Source organism: Gottschalkia acidurici 9a, from assembly GCF_000299355.1.
Lineage (GTDB): Bacteria > Bacillota > Clostridia > Tissierellales > Gottschalkiaceae > Gottschalkia > Gottschalkia acidurici.
Genome location: NC_018664.1, coordinates 1,413,570 through 1,431,504, shown reverse-complemented (window position 1 = coordinate 1,431,504; position 17,935 = coordinate 1,413,570). Strand labels below are relative to the sequence as shown.

At 30.1% G+C, this 17,935-nt stretch carries 19 protein-coding genes and 1 other annotated feature; of the genes, 2 read left to right on the top strand and 17 right to left on the bottom strand.

Annotation, left to right across the window (positions count from 1 at the left end):
* Nucleotides 1–92: 92 nt before the first annotated feature.
* The 4 genes from nifU to CURI_RS06690 all read right to left on the bottom strand — a co-directional run bounded on the left by nifU (nucleotide 93) and on the right by CURI_RS06690 (nucleotide 2,968).
* Nucleotides 93–536: a Fe-S cluster assembly scaffold protein NifU gene (gene nifU, locus CURI_RS06705; RefSeq protein WP_014967479.1), complete on the bottom strand. Its 444-nt coding sequence runs from the start codon at nucleotides 534–536 to the stop codon at nucleotides 93–95.
* A gap of 2 nt (nucleotides 537–538) precedes the next feature.
* Nucleotides 539–1,714 carry a cysteine desulfurase NifS gene (gene nifS, locus CURI_RS06700; RefSeq protein ID WP_014967478.1) on the bottom strand — a complete coding sequence of 392 codons (1,176 nt, stop codon included), beginning with the start codon at nucleotides 1,712–1,714 and terminating at the stop codon, nucleotides 539–541.
* A 30-nt stretch (nucleotides 1,715–1,744) separates the two neighbouring features.
* The gene (locus CURI_RS06695; protein WP_014967477.1) at nucleotides 1,745–2,191 is read right to left on the bottom strand and encodes an RrF2 family transcriptional regulator; all 447 of its coding nucleotides are present in this window, start codon (nucleotides 2,189–2,191) and stop codon (nucleotides 1,745–1,747) included.
* A gap of 135 nt (nucleotides 2,192–2,326) precedes the next feature.
* On the bottom strand, nucleotides 2,327–2,968 hold the full coding sequence (locus CURI_RS06690) for a hypothetical protein (RefSeq protein ID WP_014967476.1): 642 nt from the start codon (nucleotides 2,966–2,968) through the stop codon (nucleotides 2,327–2,329).
* A gap of 320 nt (nucleotides 2,969–3,288) precedes the next feature.
* Between CURI_RS06690 and CURI_RS06685 the strand changes: the two genes are divergently transcribed.
* On the top strand, nucleotides 3,289–4,536 hold the full coding sequence (locus tag CURI_RS06685; protein WP_014967475.1) for a hypothetical protein: 1,248 nt from the start codon (nucleotides 3,289–3,291) through the stop codon (nucleotides 4,534–4,536).
* On the opposite strand, the gene CURI_RS06680 is transcribed toward CURI_RS06685, so the two are convergent.
* Nucleotides 4,529–4,798 (bottom strand): putative Se/S carrier protein, encoded by a 270-nt coding sequence (locus tag CURI_RS06680; RefSeq protein WP_014967474.1) that lies wholly within the window; start codon nucleotides 4,796–4,798, stop codon nucleotides 4,529–4,531. The two genes, CURI_RS06685 and CURI_RS06680, sit on opposite strands and share 8 nt — an antisense overlap.
* 126 nt (nucleotides 4,799–4,924) lie before the next feature.
* Between CURI_RS06680 and CURI_RS06675 the strand changes: the two genes are divergently transcribed.
* A complete protein-coding gene (locus CURI_RS06675) occupies nucleotides 4,925–5,863 on the top strand; it encodes a M14 family metallopeptidase (protein WP_014967473.1) in 939 nt (312 codons plus the stop codon).
* A gap of 19 nt (nucleotides 5,864–5,882) precedes the next feature.
* Here CURI_RS06675 and CURI_RS06670 read toward each other — a convergent pair whose 3' ends face one another.
* The 12 genes from CURI_RS06670 to pgeF all read right to left on the bottom strand — a co-directional run bounded on the left by CURI_RS06670 (nucleotide 5,883) and on the right by pgeF (nucleotide 17,872).
* Nucleotides 5,883–6,509 carry a DUF4489 domain-containing protein gene (locus tag CURI_RS06670; protein ID WP_014967472.1) on the bottom strand — a complete coding sequence of 209 codons (627 nt, stop codon included), beginning with the start codon at nucleotides 6,507–6,509 and terminating at the stop codon, nucleotides 5,883–5,885.
* Between the two features lie 138 nt (nucleotides 6,510–6,647).
* Nucleotides 6,648–7,715, bottom strand: coding sequence for a DUF4489 domain-containing protein (locus CURI_RS06665; RefSeq protein WP_014967471.1), 1,068 nt, complete (start codon nucleotides 7,713–7,715; stop codon nucleotides 6,648–6,650).
* A gap of 138 nt (nucleotides 7,716–7,853) precedes the next feature.
* Nucleotides 7,854–9,485, bottom strand: a complete 1,632-nt coding sequence (locus CURI_RS06660) for an S-layer homology domain-containing protein (protein WP_014967470.1) — start codon at nucleotides 9,483–9,485, stop codon at nucleotides 7,854–7,856.
* Between the two features lie 126 nt (nucleotides 9,486–9,611).
* The gene (locus CURI_RS15780; RefSeq protein ID WP_187287422.1) at nucleotides 9,612–9,776 is read right to left on the bottom strand and encodes a hypothetical protein; all 165 of its coding nucleotides are present in this window, start codon (nucleotides 9,774–9,776) and stop codon (nucleotides 9,612–9,614) included.
* 120 nt (nucleotides 9,777–9,896) lie between these two features.
* Nucleotides 9,897–10,688, bottom strand: coding sequence for a lipid II flippase Amj family protein (locus tag CURI_RS06655; protein WP_014967468.1), 792 nt, complete (start codon nucleotides 10,686–10,688; stop codon nucleotides 9,897–9,899).
* A 165-nt stretch (nucleotides 10,689–10,853) separates the two neighbouring features.
* Complete coding sequence (locus CURI_RS06650) at nucleotides 10,854–11,348, bottom strand: SEC-C metal-binding domain-containing protein (protein ID WP_014967467.1); 495 nt, start codon at nucleotides 11,346–11,348, stop codon at nucleotides 10,854–10,856.
* 38 nt (nucleotides 11,349–11,386) lie between these two features.
* On the bottom strand, nucleotides 11,387–12,778 hold the full coding sequence (asnS, locus tag CURI_RS06645) for an asparagine--tRNA ligase (protein WP_014967466.1): 1,392 nt from the start codon (nucleotides 12,776–12,778) through the stop codon (nucleotides 11,387–11,389).
* 61 nt (nucleotides 12,779–12,839) lie between these two features.
* Nucleotides 12,840–13,078: a binding site (T-box leader), on the bottom strand.
* A 66-nt stretch (nucleotides 13,079–13,144) separates the two neighbouring features.
* Nucleotides 13,145–14,461, bottom strand: coding sequence for an AAA family ATPase (locus CURI_RS06640; protein ID WP_014967465.1), 1,317 nt, complete (start codon nucleotides 14,459–14,461; stop codon nucleotides 13,145–13,147).
* 102 nt (nucleotides 14,462–14,563) lie between these two features.
* A complete protein-coding gene (locus CURI_RS06635; protein ID WP_014967464.1) occupies nucleotides 14,564–14,887 on the bottom strand; it encodes a DUF4870 domain-containing protein in 324 nt (107 codons plus the stop codon).
* A gap of 12 nt (nucleotides 14,888–14,899) precedes the next feature.
* Entirely contained in the window at nucleotides 14,900–16,321 is a 1,422-nt protein-coding gene (pnpS, locus tag CURI_RS06630) for a two-component system histidine kinase PnpS (protein WP_014967463.1), read from the bottom strand.
* Nucleotides 16,322–16,331: 10 nt separating this feature from the next.
* A complete protein-coding gene (locus CURI_RS06625; protein ID WP_014967462.1) occupies nucleotides 16,332–17,030 on the bottom strand; it encodes a response regulator in 699 nt (232 codons plus the stop codon).
* A 17-nt stretch (nucleotides 17,031–17,047) separates the two neighbouring features.
* On the bottom strand, nucleotides 17,048–17,872 hold the full coding sequence (gene pgeF, locus CURI_RS06620; RefSeq protein ID WP_014967461.1) for a peptidoglycan editing factor PgeF: 825 nt from the start codon (nucleotides 17,870–17,872) through the stop codon (nucleotides 17,048–17,050).
* Between the last annotated feature and the right edge of the window lie 63 nt (nucleotides 17,873–17,935).

Below are 17,935 nucleotides of genomic sequence, written 5' to 3'. Positions count from 1 at the left end.
ATTTTCACCTCTGTAGAAAATTTTTAAACAAAAAATTAAGAGGTTGTCTATTACAACCCCTTTTTTTATATCTTTCCACTAAATTATAATCCCTATTCCTCATCATGTCCATGTGCATGTAAATCTTCATCATCTATTAATTCAAACTTCTCTAATTCAGGGATATCAATATTATTCTTTTTAGCATAATCTATTAATGCAGACTTAACAGCTTGTTCAGCTAAAACAGAACAGTGAATTTTTGCTGGTGGAAGTCCATCTAGGGCTTCAACAACTGCTTTATTAGTAAATTCTAATGCTTCTTTTATAGTCTTTCCTTTTATCATTTCAGTTGCCATACTTGATGATGCTATAGCTGAACCACATCCAAAAGTTTTAAACTTTACATCAGTAATAACATCATTATCTATTTTTAAATACATTTTCATTATATCTCCACATTTTGCATTTCCAACTTCACCAATTCCATCTGCATCTTGTATCTCTCCAACATTTCTGGGATTACTGAAGTGTTCCATAACTTTTTCTGAGTACATTATTAGTTCCCCCTTACCTTTTCATATAATGGTGACATCTGTCTAAGTCTATCTACTATAGTAACTAAATTTTCAACTACATAATCTATTTCTTCTTCTGTATTGAAGTCTCCTAATGAAAGTCTTAATGATCCATGAGCTATTTCATGAGGAAGTCCTAAAGCCATTAATACGTGTGAAGGATCTAATGATCCTGATGTACATGCTGAACCACTTGATCCAGCTATTCCTACCATATCAAGACTTAATAAAAGGGCCTCACCTTCTATAAATTCAAAAGAGAAGTTAACATTTCCAGCTAATCTTTTCTCTGGATGACCATTTAGCTTTATATAATCTATCTTATCACTTATATCTTTTATTAATTTTTCTCTAAGTTTTAGCAACTTATTTGTATGTTCTTCCAATTTCTCATTAGCAATTTCTATTGCTTTTGCAAGCCCAACTATTGAAGGAATATTTTCAGTACCTGCTCTTCTTCTTCTTTCTTGTGCACCACCATAAATGATTGGATGAATTTTAACTCCTGCTTTTATATAAAGAGCTCCTATACCTTTAGGTCCATATATCTTATGTCCTGATATAGAGAGTAAGTCTATATTCATGTCCTTAACATCTATCGCCACATTTCCAATCGCTTGTACGGCATCTGTATGAAAGTATATATTATTTTCTTTCGCTATTTGTCCTATTTCTTTAATAGGCTGTATAGTACCGATTTCATTATTTGCAAACATGATAGTTATTAATATAGTTTCTTTTCTTATTGCTCTTTTTAATTCATCTAAATCTATAAGCCCGTACTCGTCTACATCTAGATAAGTAACTTCAAAACCATCTTTTTCTAGATATTCACAAGTATGAAGAACAGCATGATGCTCTATTTTAGTAGTTATGATATGATTACCTTTTTCCTTATTTGCATAAGCTACACCTTTTATAGCCCAGTTATCAGCCTCTGAGCCTCCACTAGTAAAGTATATTTCTTTAGACGTTGCTCCTAAAGCACTTGCAACCTTTTCTCTAGATTCTTCTAGAGTTTTTCTAGCTTCTCTTCCTATCCTATATATGCTAGAAGCATTTCCGAACTTCTCTTTGAAATATGGTATCATGGCATCTAAAACCTCTTGTTTCATCGGAGTTGTAGCAGCATTGTCCATATATATTTGTCTAGTCATAATAATTTCCTCCTAACAGTTAGGTATTATCTATATAAAGTACATATATTCACTATCACTATTCATTTCTATATAATCCTCAACCATATCTTGTAATGTTATCGAATCTATAACATCATTTATACTATCTCTTATTCTTATCCATACGCTTTTTGTAACACACTTAGATTCTCTATCACAAACATTGCTATCCTCTATTACACAGTCTGATGGAGCTATGTCTCCTTCCAGTGCTCTGATTATACTTCCTACTGTTATTTTATTAGGTGAATCTACAAGCATATATCCACCCTGAGCACCTCTAACACTATTTACTAGTCCATTTTTCCTTAAAACTGCTATCAATTGTTCTAAATAATGCTCTGATATTCTTTGATTATCTGCTACATTTTTTAAAGGTATTGGTCCTTCTCCATAATGAAGCGCTAACTCAAACATTGCTTTTAATCCATATCTTCCTTTAGTCGATAATCTCATAAAGTCACCTCTTTCAATCCCAACTGTTTAGGTTGGTATTATGTCTCAATTATATTATACCCAACCATTTATGTCAACATTCATTTTTTATATATAAGCAATAAAAAACTCGCTATGCAAAAGCGAGTTTTTTTATTATCTAAGTTCGTCACAAGGAATATCTTCCCACTGTTGCGGGAAAAATTCTGGGAAACAGTCATCCTCAAAATCAATACATATATCTTCCTTAGTAAATTCTTCACACTCAGGTGGTTCTGGACAGAATCCAAATGCTGGAATAAGTAGCTGAACTTTACCCACTACTTTTATTATTGCAAATACACCAGCGGCAAACGTAAGAACACCGTCACAAGAAAGTTCTTGTCTTAGTGTTTTAGTTGATGTTTCTACCACTATTTTAAATTCAAATTCGTCTCTTGATTCTGGCATAAATAGAACTATATCTTTTTTAATATCCGGTAATACTCCTGATACTGTTTCATTGCATTTAGTTATAACTTCATAAGGAATTCTTAGTGTAAACCTTACTCTTTTAAAATGTCTTCTATTAGGCAAATCACTCACACATAAGCTACCTGGTACTATAAATCCTTCTTTGTATCTTATTTTTTCTACCTTTTTATCACCTACGTTCACCCTTACATCAGCAAAGCACTCTCTTATTTGACAATGTGCATATACTTTATCTACTATAATACACTCTGTTTTCATTGGATAGTTTATATTGTCAGTGTTAAACATTTTTCCTTGCGAAGGATCATTTACGAAATTATCCATAATTTCACTCCTTTTATTTTAATAATTCAGTATCTATTCTCATATTATGAAGTAGTAGAAGTTTTGTGATAGTTTTTTATTTTATTTTAAGGAGTTGATTAAAAATTGATGGATTTTCATTTAAAGGAGTGCTTTACAACTAAAAACTCTAAAGGTTACTCCTATAACTTTTTTTTAATGAATTCAACGGTATTGACTATGATCTTTTCGATGAAAATAATAATCTAGTTAATACAAATAAACTAGTAGATAAAAATGTCTTAGAATTTTCAGCTATCATAGATAGAGAAGATGTTATACATTTAGTTCTTTTAAATAGTTTGGGCGAGCTAATCTACTTTAAGAATATTAATAAAAAATGGTCTGAGAATGTAATTAGTAATTTAGATTTACAATCTAACAAATATAAGTATTTAAACCTAATACTATATGATGACAAGATATCGATATTATGTAGTTACTCGAACTTAGTTAATCCTATAGTATGGAATATTCAGTATATTAGTATTAGACCTAGTTTTGAAAAAAGAAATGTAACTAGTATAATTGCTGGTAAAAATTTTAGTCCATTTAACTTTTCAATAGATAAGTTCGGTAGTATACATCTTTTATATAGGAGTCTTAATAACAACTCTAGTGATATTTACTATATGAGTTTTAACCCATTTATTAATGTCTATAGAAAGCCTCCTATGAAGATATCTTCCAGTTCAGAAGACAATCTGCATCCATATATCTTTATAGATAGTAAGGATCAAGTACATACTCTATGGACAAAAGTGACTTCTAATAACTTTAATATAGAGTGTAAAAGTATACTATCTAACAAAAATAAATTTCAAATATTAAATATACCTAATTCAACTAATAATATCGTTTTTCCTGTAATGTTTGAAGAAAACGGTATATTGAAAATAGTTTATAGTTACAGCAATTCTATAGGATTGATTTCGTCAAATGATCATGGCACAAGTTGGTATATAGACAGAGTAATTGAGGATATATCTAGAAGTAATTTATATTTGTCTAAATACTCCTCAAATTATTATAAAGATAATATTAATAACATAAGATACTGCTATGCATATATAGATAATAAGTTTTCTTTAATATTCTCTGATAATTTTGCAGACTTCTTAACTGCCAAAAAGGAAGATACTGAAAATATATCAATCAAACAAGACTTACAGATTATAGAAAATAAGTTTATTGAAAAGCTACTATTTGATTTAAATAGTAGCCTAGAATCAAGTGCCATAAGCTCTAACTATATGAGTGATTTAAAAAATAAAGTTGAAAAAACACTATATAGTAATATAGTTCATTTAGATAAACAGCTATATAGTAGTGATAATCACTATGAAAGTATAAAAAATATAGAATTTAATTTAAATGAACATAAGCAAAAAAATAAAGATCTAGTAGATTTATTATCTTCCTTAAAAACATATTATGAGGAAAATTCTAAAACTATTGAAAAACTGGAGTATGATTTAGCTAATTTAAAAGAATTTATAGAAGATAAAAATAATGGCTTTTTAAAGAAATTTTTTCTTAGATTTAAATAGTTATATTTTCATAATATCTTTTTCCATTTATTCTTTCAACAGAATATACTCCTTGTAAAATACTATTTAAGTCGCCAGCTACAATTCTAAAATATTCAATATCACTTAATCTATTAAACTTTATAGAATATCCACACCCTCCACTTATTTGAGCTGGAGTAGATATAAGGTTAAAAAAGTAATAGCCATGGTTTTCTAAAGTATAAAATATTTGCATAGCATAGTTTTTAGATTTAAAAACTGCAATATAATATTCTTTCATAAATTCCACTCCTATTTTGGGTCTATATTACATTATATGTTTTTTTATATAATTGTGACTTACTATTTTTAGTCATATTTGAACTTATATAAAATAAACTATTATTAGATGAAAGGAGTGGTGTTTTTGATTGTAAATACAAATATAGACTATACATACAGTGTTTTAGAAGAGGATATAAAAAATTTAAAATCAAAATATTCTTTTATAGAAACAGGAATTATGGGCAATAGTGTTTTAGGCAAAAATCTCAGTTATATAAAGTTAGGCAATGGAGATAACGTTGTTTTTTACAATGGTACTCATCATGGATTAGAGTGGATTACTTCTGTATTGCTAATGAAGTTCATAGAAAATTTTTGTGAAGCCTTTGATAAAAATAAATCTATAAGAGGATATAATATCAAAAATATATGGGATAAATCTACCATATATATAGTACCTATGGTTAATCCTGATGGGGTTGATTTAGTTTTAAATGGAATAGAGAACGTTAGGTTTGACTATCAAAGAAGATTATTCAAGTGGAACAAGGGCAAAAAAAATTTCTCTGATGTATGGCAGGCAAATATTAGGGGTGTAGATCTTAATCATAACTATAATGCTTCTTGGAGAGAATCTAAAATGTCTGAAGTCAAAAATAATATACATGGACCTGGTCCTACTAGATATTCAGGTAGATTTCCAGAATCTGAACCTGAAGCAAAAGCAATAGCTGACTTTACAAGGTTTAACAACTTCAATCTAGTTATGGCTTTACATAGTCAAGGAAAAGAAATATTTTGGAACTATAGAGGCATGGAGCCAAAAACCTCAAGAGAAATTGCTGAAAAGTTTTCTAAAGTAAGTGGATACGAAGTTTCCACTCCTGAAGGTATGGCTTCTTTTAGTGGGTATAAAGATTGGTTTATAGAGAAATATAAAAGACCTGGATTTACTATTGAAGTTGGAAAGGGAAAAAATCCACTTCCTATTTCTCAATTTAATGAAATATATAATGATATTGAAGAAATGCTACTCTTGGCATCTATTATAACTTTACAAAATTCAAAAGGGACTTCATAATGAAGTCCCCATATTGAAATTAGCATTGATCTCCTGCTATTAATGAAATTGCTCCTTGCCCTATACTGAAGCTTGCTATTGCTGCTAAACCTCCAACTTCTGCTGTTACTCTATATCTACAGCAATTGTCTGATACACAATCATCGCAATCACAAAGTGTAAGAGTAAATGGTATTGATGTTCCTGGTGTTGCTATTATAGGAATTCCAATTGTGAACATTGCAATTTCTTGCTCATCTTCTCTACCACAACGTTTGAATACTCTAAAAACCATATTTGAAAGAGCTGCTATGGCAAGAGTTACTGTAATTATTCCTGAAACTTCTAGTTTCACACATGGTCTTCTAAAGCAACATAAGTCTGGTGATGATATAGTTGCTATAGTTGTAGCCGGAATACCAAAAAGGTCTCCCACGGCTATTGTAGTAAGATTTGTACTTTGAAGATTTCTACATCTAAATACAACTTTCTCAGGTTCACAATCTATTTTTCTATTACAACGACATTCATCTTTACAATGGTGTTGAGGGCAACACATCTCTTTATGATGATCTCTATGGTGGTTCCAATCATCTCTGCCCCAATTATTGTCATTACAATGGTCTCTTCTGCTTAATGATTTATTAACAGGGTATTGGTTTGACATATTATAAATCTCCTTCCTTCTTTTAAATTTATTTACTACTCACTATCAGTATATTAACTATCTCTAGTTTTGTTACAATATGTTTCTATAGTTTTTTAAAAAATTAAAGAGACTTTTTTAAAAGTCTCTTTAACTGTTTTAGCAATTATCTGATACTGTTAATGAAATTGCTCCTTGACTAACGATAAGAGCTCCTGCACCTATAGCTTCTGCTGTTACTCTATATCTACAACAATCGTCTCTATCACAGATATCTTCACAGTCACAGATTGTGAAAGAAGCTGGAATTGTTGTTCCTATTGCCGCTGCCGTAGGTATTCCTATAGTGAATGTTTCTATCTCTCTATCATCACTATCGCCACAGCTTTTGAACACTCTAAATATTATAGATGTTCCAGCAGCAAGAGCTGCAGTCACTGAAAGTATTGCTGATATGTCTAATTTTATACATGGTCTTTTAAAGCAGCATAATTCTGACACTGCTATTCTTCCTATAGTTATAGGATTTGGAACAGTTCCAGCTGCTGTAGCCGTAACAACCCCTCCTGAAATGTTTGTACATTTAACTATAGTTTTGTCTGGACTACAATTTGGTTTCCTGCTACATTTTTTATCATCTTCACGACAATCTTTCTTATGATCATCATCTTTACGATAATCCTTCTTATGATCATCATCTTTACGGCATTCCTTCTTACGATCATCATCTTTACAGCATTCATAATAGTGGTTATGATAATGTTTTTCGCTCTTATGCTCATCTTCTTTACGGCATTCCTTCTTATGATCATCTTCTTTACGACATTCCTTCTTGTGATCATATTCTTTACGACATTCCTTCTTATGATCATCTTCTTTACAACATTCATAATAGTGGTTATGATAATGTTTTTCGCTCTTATGGTGTTCATCTTTACAACGATCTTTTTTATGACATTCACATTTAAAGTGATCTCTCTTATGGTCTTCGTCTTTACAACGATCTTTTTTACGACATTCACATTTAAATTTAAAGTGATCTTTCTTATAGTAATCATCACTATAATAGTCATCATTATAATAATCATCACTATAATAATCATCACTATAATAATCATCTTCTTTACAATAATCTTTCTTATAATAGTCATCTTTATAATAGTCATCTCTGTAATAATCTTCTTTTCTATCTACATATGATTTTCTAACATAATATTCTCTTGACATTTAATAAATCCCCTTCCATTGTTTGTTATTATTTGTTGCTCATGATTAATATATTAAGGTCGTACAAATTATGTTACTTATTTCTTGAATAAAAAAATTACTGCTAAACATTTTATGTTTAGCAGTAATTTTTATTATCTACAATCCGCTTATAGTATTGTCTAATCTGTTCATTAAGGCTGACATCTCAGCTCTAGTCATTTTATTTGTTGGATTAAACTTATTATCACCAACACCTTTAAGTATTCCTAGGCTAGTCATCTTCATAATATCATCATATGACCATCTATCAGATTTTACATCTTTATAGTCCATATAAGTATTTGTAGTGTCAATATCTATCCTATTACTTTCAATCACTCTACTTATAAGAGTTGCCATTTCTTCTCTAGTTATAGCTTTGTCTGGTGCAAAAGTATTATCTTCAAACCCAGATACAAGCCCTTTATCCTTTGCTATTTGAATTTCTTTATATGCCCAGTGATTAGTATTAACATCTATAAATTCATCTTTAGACTCTATCTCATGATTCTGTAAGTTCATAGCGCGAACTAACACTGTAGCAACTTGAGCTCTTGTTAACTGACCATCAGGTGAAAATTGATTATCTGATATTCCTTTCATCCATCCTTGCTTTATAGAGTATATTATGTCTTCTTCTGCCCAATGATTTTCTATATCTTTAAAATACTTATTATTTAACCATAGACTATAGTAGTTCCATAAATCAGTATTTTCTTGTCCTAACTTCCAGCTTCCTGCGCCTTTGAGATTATACTTATTTACTAATTCTAGTTTAGCTTTTATAGAATCATTGTTCTCGAACCAAACTGTATAATTTCCTGGTGTAAGTTTACTTCCAGCTATAGTAGATTGTGGGCCGTCTTCAGTTATAGTAAACTTAATCATTGGAGATTTTTTTTCCTTATCAAAAATTACTTTAGCATTATATTTATTTGCTAAATTCTCAGCAGCAGTTTGTTGAAGAGCATTCCCTTGTATCTGTGGGTCTGAGTCATTCCAATATCTACCGTAGAAAGGCATTCCTAGAACTATTTTCTTAGGGCTAATTCCTTTATTTAGTAAGTACTTGATTGATTTCTCAACAAAAGAGTAGCTAGCTACCGGACCAGAAGGTGAACCATTATAACTTTCATCATATGCCATAATTATTAAGTAGTCTGAATATTGTGCTAGTTTTTCATAATCATATGAGCCGTGCCATCCTGCCGTATATCCATTTGGGTTAGCTGCTACAGCAACTGATACCTCTTTTCCTTTTGGAAGTTTTTCTTTTAATAGCTTCACTAAATCCGTAAATTCGTCTTTATCTTCTGCTGTTACATTTTCTATATCAACATTTATACCGTCTAAGTTATATTTTTCTATAGCTTGTACTATTTGTTCTGCTAAAACTTGTCTATTTCTTAATGCTGCTCTTCCGACTTCTCTGTCCCAGTGATTACTTAAGAATGGCATTACTTTTATACCTTTTTTATTCAATGTTTTTATAAAATTTGTGTCTACATTCACTAAGTTTAATGTTCCATCTGGGTTTATATCGAAGTAACTTGGAGAAACCATACTTAAAGAGTCATTAGTAGATTCTATGTTTTTTAAGTACGTTTCTGAGTTGTTACCGTATAGATATGTCATGTTGAACTTTCCACTATAGGCCATACTATCATCTTGCTTTACTAATAATATTGTAGATGTAATCAAAGACAATATTAGTGTAAATGTTAATATTTTTTGATATGTTTTTTTCATTTGCTTTCCCCCTTCGTTTTTTATCTTATCATATTTTTGGCTCAATAATTATTATAATCATGTTACATATAACAAGTATATTGGTATTTAATGACGAAAAAGCAGTCTTCAGGAAAGACTGCTTAATCACTTTTCTTCATATGTTATTCTTGCTAAATAAATCTCTCCATGTTGCTCATATTCTACAGCTACCATTTCTAATATTTGTGATTCATTTTCAGACATCCATTCATTTACTTTATCTTTTAGAGTTGAATATCCATGACCTTCTACTATTGTCACGTGTTTCATCATATACACTCCTTTAAAATATATTTATATATCAATATACTTTAAAAGACATAATTTGGTTCTTAATCTTTATGTAACAGTAAAGTTTATATTATAAAATATCTTAGTTTACTTTTATTACTAGCTATATATCCAAGCTAGAAATCTTACACTTGGCAAGAGTAAAAGTTGACCTATAATAGTTCCTAACAGTTTAGATCCCATTAGAAGTATAGTTAATGTCTTCACATCCTGATATCCTCTTTCTCCTTTTATAGATTGTTCTGTTATTATAGCTGCTTTAGGATCTACAAATATAGTTAAAAGTATAGTAGCTACTCCATTTACCATTCCTGATGAAGCTGATACTGCTAGTCTTTTCTCAGGAGAAACGAATAATGCAGCATAAAATGAGGCTAGTATTCCTATTGTATATATTCCTGTTATGAAAGTATTTATCAGTAACAGTCCTTTAGGTATATTTTTTATACTTAATCTCGTAATCATACTTTTTTTAGGTAGTGTAGCCTTTTGAGCTGCTTTTTTTATATTATTTACACTTAAAGATTTTATCATAAGTAAAGGAATAGAGCCTGATACCTCTAACTTTGATACTGCTATACTAAATATCTTCAAAAATGTTGGTATTAACATAGTTCCTATAATTGTTCCTATTGTTGCCGAAAATATTATAAGTCTTATTTCAGTTATAGGATTTATTTTTTCTGCCATAGCTAGACCAACTATAGCACCTATTAGTGGTGATAAAAATGTATTTGCAGTTCTAGAGAATAGTACAAATATATTAAATAGAGATGTAGAAAGTATGTATTGTTTGCTTTTCACAGAATTTAACCTAACAGAGTATGACAATGTGTCTATGATATGTATAATAGCTGTTAATATCATTGTTTGTATAAGAATTTTACTCAAGATTATCAACTCCAAAATTTTTTCAAATGAAATATTTAACCCTAATATTATACTAGATTATATCACTTTTTTATGCAAAATGTTTTCTTCATTATTATAATAGTATAAACCTTGAGCAGATAACTCAAGGTTTATTTTTCATAAATTATTTATATATTTAATTTTTTATTTTCCACAACATTTCTTATATTTTTTTCCGCTTCCACATGAACAAGGGTCGTTTCTTCCTATCTTTTCTACTCTTACAATTTTTGATTGTCTATATTCTTTAGTTAATTCTTTTCTTCTTTCTTCTGTTAATATATCTTCCCATTCTGGCAATCCGTATAACCAATCTGCTTTCGCATCTTGCATATTAAAGTATAATTTTTCGAAGTCTATATCTAACTTTATTTCTGTATCTTCTTCTAAATCTTCAAGATTAACTTCTTGATCTAAGCTAGTATTAATACCATCTAAAAATCCTGAGAATGTAACACTATCCATTCCATACTTATTAGATAAATCACTTACTTTTCCACTTATTACATTTTCTTTTTCACCTAATATTATTTTATATACATCTTTTTCTTTTAAAAAGTAGTTCTCCCAAAACTCATTATATCCTTCTTGACTTCTTTCTTCACTTGCTATTTCTTCCCATTGTTGATAAAGTTTCATTTGTTCTCCTCCTTATAATTATATATTATCTTCTATGATTAAAATTCAGCTGATTTTACTGTTCTTGAAAAAGGAATTACATCTCTTATATTCGTCATACCTGTCATGTACATTATTGCCCTTTCAAATCCTAGCCCAAATCCAGAATGTCTAGTCGTACCAAATTTTCTTAAATCTAAATACCACCAGTATTCCTCTGTTTTCATTCCTTGTTCTTTCATTTTACTTTCTAATTTTTCTAAGCTCTCTTCCCTTTGACTTCCACCTATTATTTCACCTATACCTGGCACTAAAAGATCCATAGCTGCAACTGTTTTGTTATCATCATTCAGCTTCATATAGAATGCTTTTATATCTTTAGGATAATCTGTAACAAATACTGGTTTTTTAAATACCTCTTCTGTTAGATATCTTTCATGCTCCGTTTGTAAGTCTACTCCCCATTCTACATCATATTCAAACTTACCTTTTACTTTTTCAAGTATTTCTACAGCTTTCGTATAAGTTATACGTTCAAAGTCTGAGTTAACTATATTAGTTAATCTCTCTATAAGTCCTTTGTCTATGAAAGAGTTAAAGAATTCCATCTCTTCTGGTGCATTTTCTAGTACGTAGCTAATTATATATTTTAACATATCTTCTGCTAGTTCCATATTATCTTCTAAGTCTGCAAATGCAATCTCTGGTTCTATCATCCAAAATTCAGCTGCATGTCTAGAAGTATTTGAGTTTTCTGATCTAAAAGTTGGTCCAAATGTATATATATTTCTGAACGCTTGAGCATAAGACTCTCCTTCTAGCTGACCACTTACTGTTAAGTGTGTTTCTTTTCCGAAGAAATCTTTTGAGAAGTCTACTTCTCCTTCTTTATTTTTAGGTACGTTAGATAAATCTAAAGTGGAAACTCTAAACATATCTCCAGCACCTTCTGCATCACTACCAGTTATTATTGGAGTGTGTACATACAAGAACCCTCTATCTTGAAAGAACTTATGTATTGCATATGCCGCTAGTGAACGTACTCTAAAAACTGCAGCGAAAGTATTACTTCTTGGTCTCAAGTGTGCTATAGTTCTTAAATATTCTAATGAGTGTCTTTTCTTTTGTAAAGGATAGTCGTGAGTAGATAAACCTTCTATTTCTACCTTAGTTGCTTTTATTTCAAATGGTTGTTTAGCTCCTGGTGTTTCAACTAAATTTCCCTCTACTATTATAGCCGTACTTATTGGTAATTTAGATATTTCATCAAAGTTATCTAAAGTATTGTCATATACTATCTGAATATTTTTAAAGAAACTACCATCATTTAATTCGATAAAACCAAAGTTTTTTGAATCCCTTATAGTTCTTATCCACCCTGATATAGTAACTGTTTGGTTTAAATATTTATCAGTTTCTCTATATATTTGTTTAACTAGAGTTGATTTCATATACTTTTCCTCCTATGTATTTTTTATATTTTCTTTGCAAAAAAATAAAAGCCTTCATCCACAAAGGGACGAAAGGCTATTTTCGCGGTACCACCCAATTTGTCATAAAGACCACTTAAAAAACAGTACTTTTTATACTGCTCACTGATTAACGGTGTGAATCCGTCTAAGTCTACTCTCTTAAAAGATTTCGGTTAGAAACTCTGAGATGTTCTTCAATATAGGTTCCATATCGGACTTACACCATCACCGACTCGCTTTAATTTCCTCTATACCTACTCTTCTCTTCATAGTCTTATTATTTAATATTTTTCATATTAATTAGTAATTATATTATGCATTATCTTTTTTGTCAATGAGTTTAGCTTATTCTCTTATATATTTTAGTCTTTCCATTATAACCTTTTCATATCCATTATTTGTTGGTTCATAATACTTTGCTCCTACCATGTTATCTGGTAAGTATTGTTGTTTTATAAATCCATCTTCATAATTATGAGGATATAAATATCCCTTTCCATTTCCAAAGTTAGATGATCCACTATAGTGAGCATCTCTTAAGTGAGCCGGTACTTTTCCTGTTTGAATATTTTTTATATCATTAAGTGCTTTATCTATTCCTACATAACTTGAGTTGCTTTTAGGTGCACATGCTATATATACTGCTGCTTGAGCTAGTATTATTCTACCCTCTGGCATACCTATAAAGTTTACCGCATCAAATGCAGATGTAGCTATACTAAGTGCTTGTGGATCTGCATTCCCGACGTCCTCTGAAGCACTTATTATTATCCTCCTAGCTATAAACTTAGGATCTTCTCCTGCATATAGCATTTTAGCTAGCCAATAGAGTGTAGCATCTGGATCTGACCCCCTCATACTTTTTATAAATGCTGATACCGTATCATAATGTTCGTCACCATTTTTTTCATACTTTATTGCCCTTTGTTGAACACACTCTTGTATGATATCTAGTGTTATATTTATAATTCCTTTTTCATTTGGATCTGTAGTTAAAACACCAAGTTCTAATCCATTTAAAGCAATTCTTGCATCACCATTAGAGATATCTGTTAAATGTTTCAGTGCATCAGGATCTATATTTATATTGAAGCTCCCAAGCCCTTTATCTTTGTCATCTAAGGCAGTTAATATTACCTTTTTTATATCTTCATTAGATAATGGCTCTAATTTAAATATCATCGATCTTGAAATAAGTGCTTTATTTACCTCAAAATATGGATTTTCAGTAGTAGCACCTATTAAAATTAAAGTACCATTCTCGACATACGGAAGAAGTGCATCCTGTTGACTCTTATTAAATCTATGTATCTCATCTATAAATAGTATAGTCCTTTCGTTATACATACCTAACTTTTCTTTAGATTTTTCGATCACTTCTCTTATGTCTTTTATTCCTGATGTAACTGCATTTAGTTGTTCAAATTTCATTTGAGTTGTATTTGCTATAATCTTAGCTAACGTTGTTTTTCCAGTACCCGGCGGGCCATATAGAATTATCGAACTTATTTTATCAGCTTTTATAGCTCTATATAACAATTTGCCTTTCCCCACTATATGATCTTGGCCAGTATATTCTTCTAGAGTAGTTGGTCTCATTCTATCTGCGAGAGGAGCCATTCTCTCCAAGTTTTTATTAGCCGTATATTCAAAAAGATCCATAAAAGTCATCCTCTCGTTAAGTTATTTTATATCGACTATTTAATAAGTCTCTTTTAAATAATAAAGGCACTATTAATATTAAAATATCAATAGTGCTCACGTTTAGCCCCTTACAAATTTTCCACTTATAGGATAAGAATAATCTATATTATCAGATATTTTTACTACTGCTACTATAGGTAACACTATCCCAGCTATTCCAACAGCTATTAATATAAAAATACCTACTATTAAAAGCGTTAATACACCTCCTACAATACCCATAATTATTAGTCCTATTTGAAAAGCTAATGCTTCTTTTGCTTGTTGTTTCACAAATTGGCTATTAGACACTACTAGTACAATTAGTGGGACTATTACTGGCAAGCTTATAAAGAGACTTAAGTGACATAGTGTACATATCAATTTTTGTTCTGTAGTTAGCATTAAATCACCCCTTTATTTATGTGTCACCTTATTTAAAGGAATTGTTATAGTAAATTTTGTTCCTTTGTTTAATTCACTTTTCACATCTACGTATCCATTAAATGATAACACTATATGCTTAACTATTGCAAGCCCCAAACCTGTTCCTCCAACCTGTCTTGTTCTTGCTTTATCTACTCTATAAAATCTCTCAAATAGTCTTGGAAGATGCTCTTTATCTATTCCTATACCTGTATCTGAAACTTCTATATAGAGATTAACCTTATCATTATATGCATTTATTTTTATAATTCCATTCTCAGGTGTATATTTTATTCCGTTATCCACTAGATTTATAATCATTTGTTTAAACCATCCTATATCACCGTATATATCTGGTAATTTGTCACTTATATTTTTTACTATTTCTATGCCTTTTTTCTTTGCTAATTCTTCAAGCATTTCTAGTACTTGATCTATATTGTCTTGAATATTTATTTTTTCATCTTCTTTAAGTGTATTTTTATTCTCGATTTCAGAAAGTGTGAGTAGGTCTTGTATTAAATAAGTTAATCTATTAGCTTCTATATCTAAAATATCTAAAAATTTATCTCTTATCTTTGGATTCTCTGCTGCTCCAGATTTTAAGGTTTCTACAAATCCTTTTATTGAAGTAAGTGGAGTCTTAAGTTCATGAGATACATTTGCAACAAAGTCTTTTCTCATATTTTCTAATTTTCTTATATCCGTTATATCCTGTAATATTATAACAACACCTATTATTTTATTAGGATCGTTTCCAAGTCTAATTAAGTTAGAATGGAAGCTTAATATTTTGTATTCAGGTGTGTATATCTCTATCTCACTATCTATAGATCTATTATTTGCTATTAGACCTTTTACAAACTCTCCTAATTCTTCATTTCTTATTACTTCGATTATATGCTTCCCTTTAATGATATCTTCTGTAACTCCAAACATTTCTTCCGCTGCTGGATTCATCAGTATAATTCTATTCATATTATCTAAAGCTATTACGCCATTTAACATACTTGTAAGTATAGCTTTCATTTTAGTGTTATTATCTTGAAGTTCTCCTATAGTTTCTTCTAACTTTTCACTCATAATATTAAAGTTTTCTGAAAGTTCATCTAGCTCATCATCTGTCTTAGAATATATTCTTCTTCCATAGTTTCCTGTAGAAATCTTTTTAGTAGTTATAGTAAGCTTTTTTACGGGTTCCATTACCTTTCTAATGAATCTCGTTCCTAAACCTAGTGAAACTAAAATCCCACTAATTATTGATATTAAGTTATATTTTAATAATTCTTTATCTACCTGACTTGTAAAATCAGTAGGTACTGCTATTTTAAATAAACTAAAGGACAATATCCCCGTTATAAGTATTCCTATTGTTGCTAATATAAAAAATGTAATAAGCATTCTTCTTTCCATATATCTCTCCTTATTTCATTTTATATCCTATTCCTCTAATGGTTTCTATATATTCTGGTCTGCTATCATCATTTTCTATCTTTTTTCTTATATGTCTAATATGAACATCCACCGTTCTAGTCTCACCAAAATAGTCGTATCCCCATACCTCATCTAACAAAAAATTCCTTGAAAGAACTTTTCCCTTGTTTTTAGCTAGTATTCTTAATAACTCAAATTCTTTTAATGTTAAGTCTACTTTTTTACCATCTTTAGTTACTTCATGTTTTTCATCATCAATAACTATATCTCCTATTTTTAAAATATTTTCTGTATAATCTCCAGACTTATTGTTTGGATTTCTTCTAAGTACAGCTTTTATTCGTGCTATAAGCTCTCTTACACTAAAAGGCTTAGTTATATAATCATCTGCACCTATTTCAAGTCCTACAATTTTGTCTGCTTCATCACTTTTAGCAGTCAACATTATAATAGCAATATGTGAAGTTTCAGGATCTCCTTTTATTTTTCTACATACCTCTATACCATCTACTTTAGGGAGCATTAAATCTAATATTATGAGATCTGGATTCTCTGTTTTAGACTTAAACACTGCTTCCTGTCCGTCATTAGCTGTTACTACATCATATCCATTGCTTTCTAAATTAAATTTTATAAGTTCTACTATGTGATCTTCATCATCAACTACAAGGATCTTTGCGTAATTCATTTTTTCCCTCCCGTAGATTATTTTAATTGTATAATAGCTGCCATCCTTCCAGTTTTGCCATTCTCTTTTCTATAAGAGTAAAAAATGTCATTATTGCAACTAGTACACAAGTTACTTATAGTTATATTTCTACAAGGTACCCCTTTATCCTCTAATATTAGTCTATTAGCTTCCCATAAATTAAGCTTCCATTTGCCATCGTCCATTGATTTTAGCACGTTTGAAGTGTTTGTAAAATTTCTGTTAAATTCGTCAAATACATCTTTATTAACTTCATAACAACATTCCCCTATAGAAGGTCCTATACCAACTATTATATCTTCTGGTTTAGACTCGTATTTTTCTTTCATTATATCTATCATATTCCCGGCGATTCCTGCTACTGTTCCTCTCCATCCTGCGTGAGCTAATCCCACTACTTTTTTTTCTTTATCTAAATAGAACAGCGGTACGCAATCCGCATAAAATGTGCAGAGTGTAACACCTGATTCATTAGTTACAAGTCCATCTATTTCACTATAATCAATCTCTTTTACTATTCCTTTGCCTAAATCAGCTTTAGTAACTGCTCTTATTTCTGTTTTATGAACTTGGTCAGATAGCACTAAATTATCTATTTTAGACTCTAATGATTCAGATATGATTTTGAAGTTTTCTATAATATCCTTTTTATTATCTCCAGTTTTAAATCCTAAATTCAGGCTATTGAAAGGATCTTTACTAACTCCACCTAATCTAGTCGTAAAGGCATGTGTAACTAGTAACGTATCATCAAATGATGGTACAGTATAATATTTTACTTCACCTTTTTCATTTAATTTAAACTTATTATAATTATTCATACTTAAGTCTCACTCCCTGTTTTAATAAATCTCTATGATACAATAAAAGGACCCTTATATGAG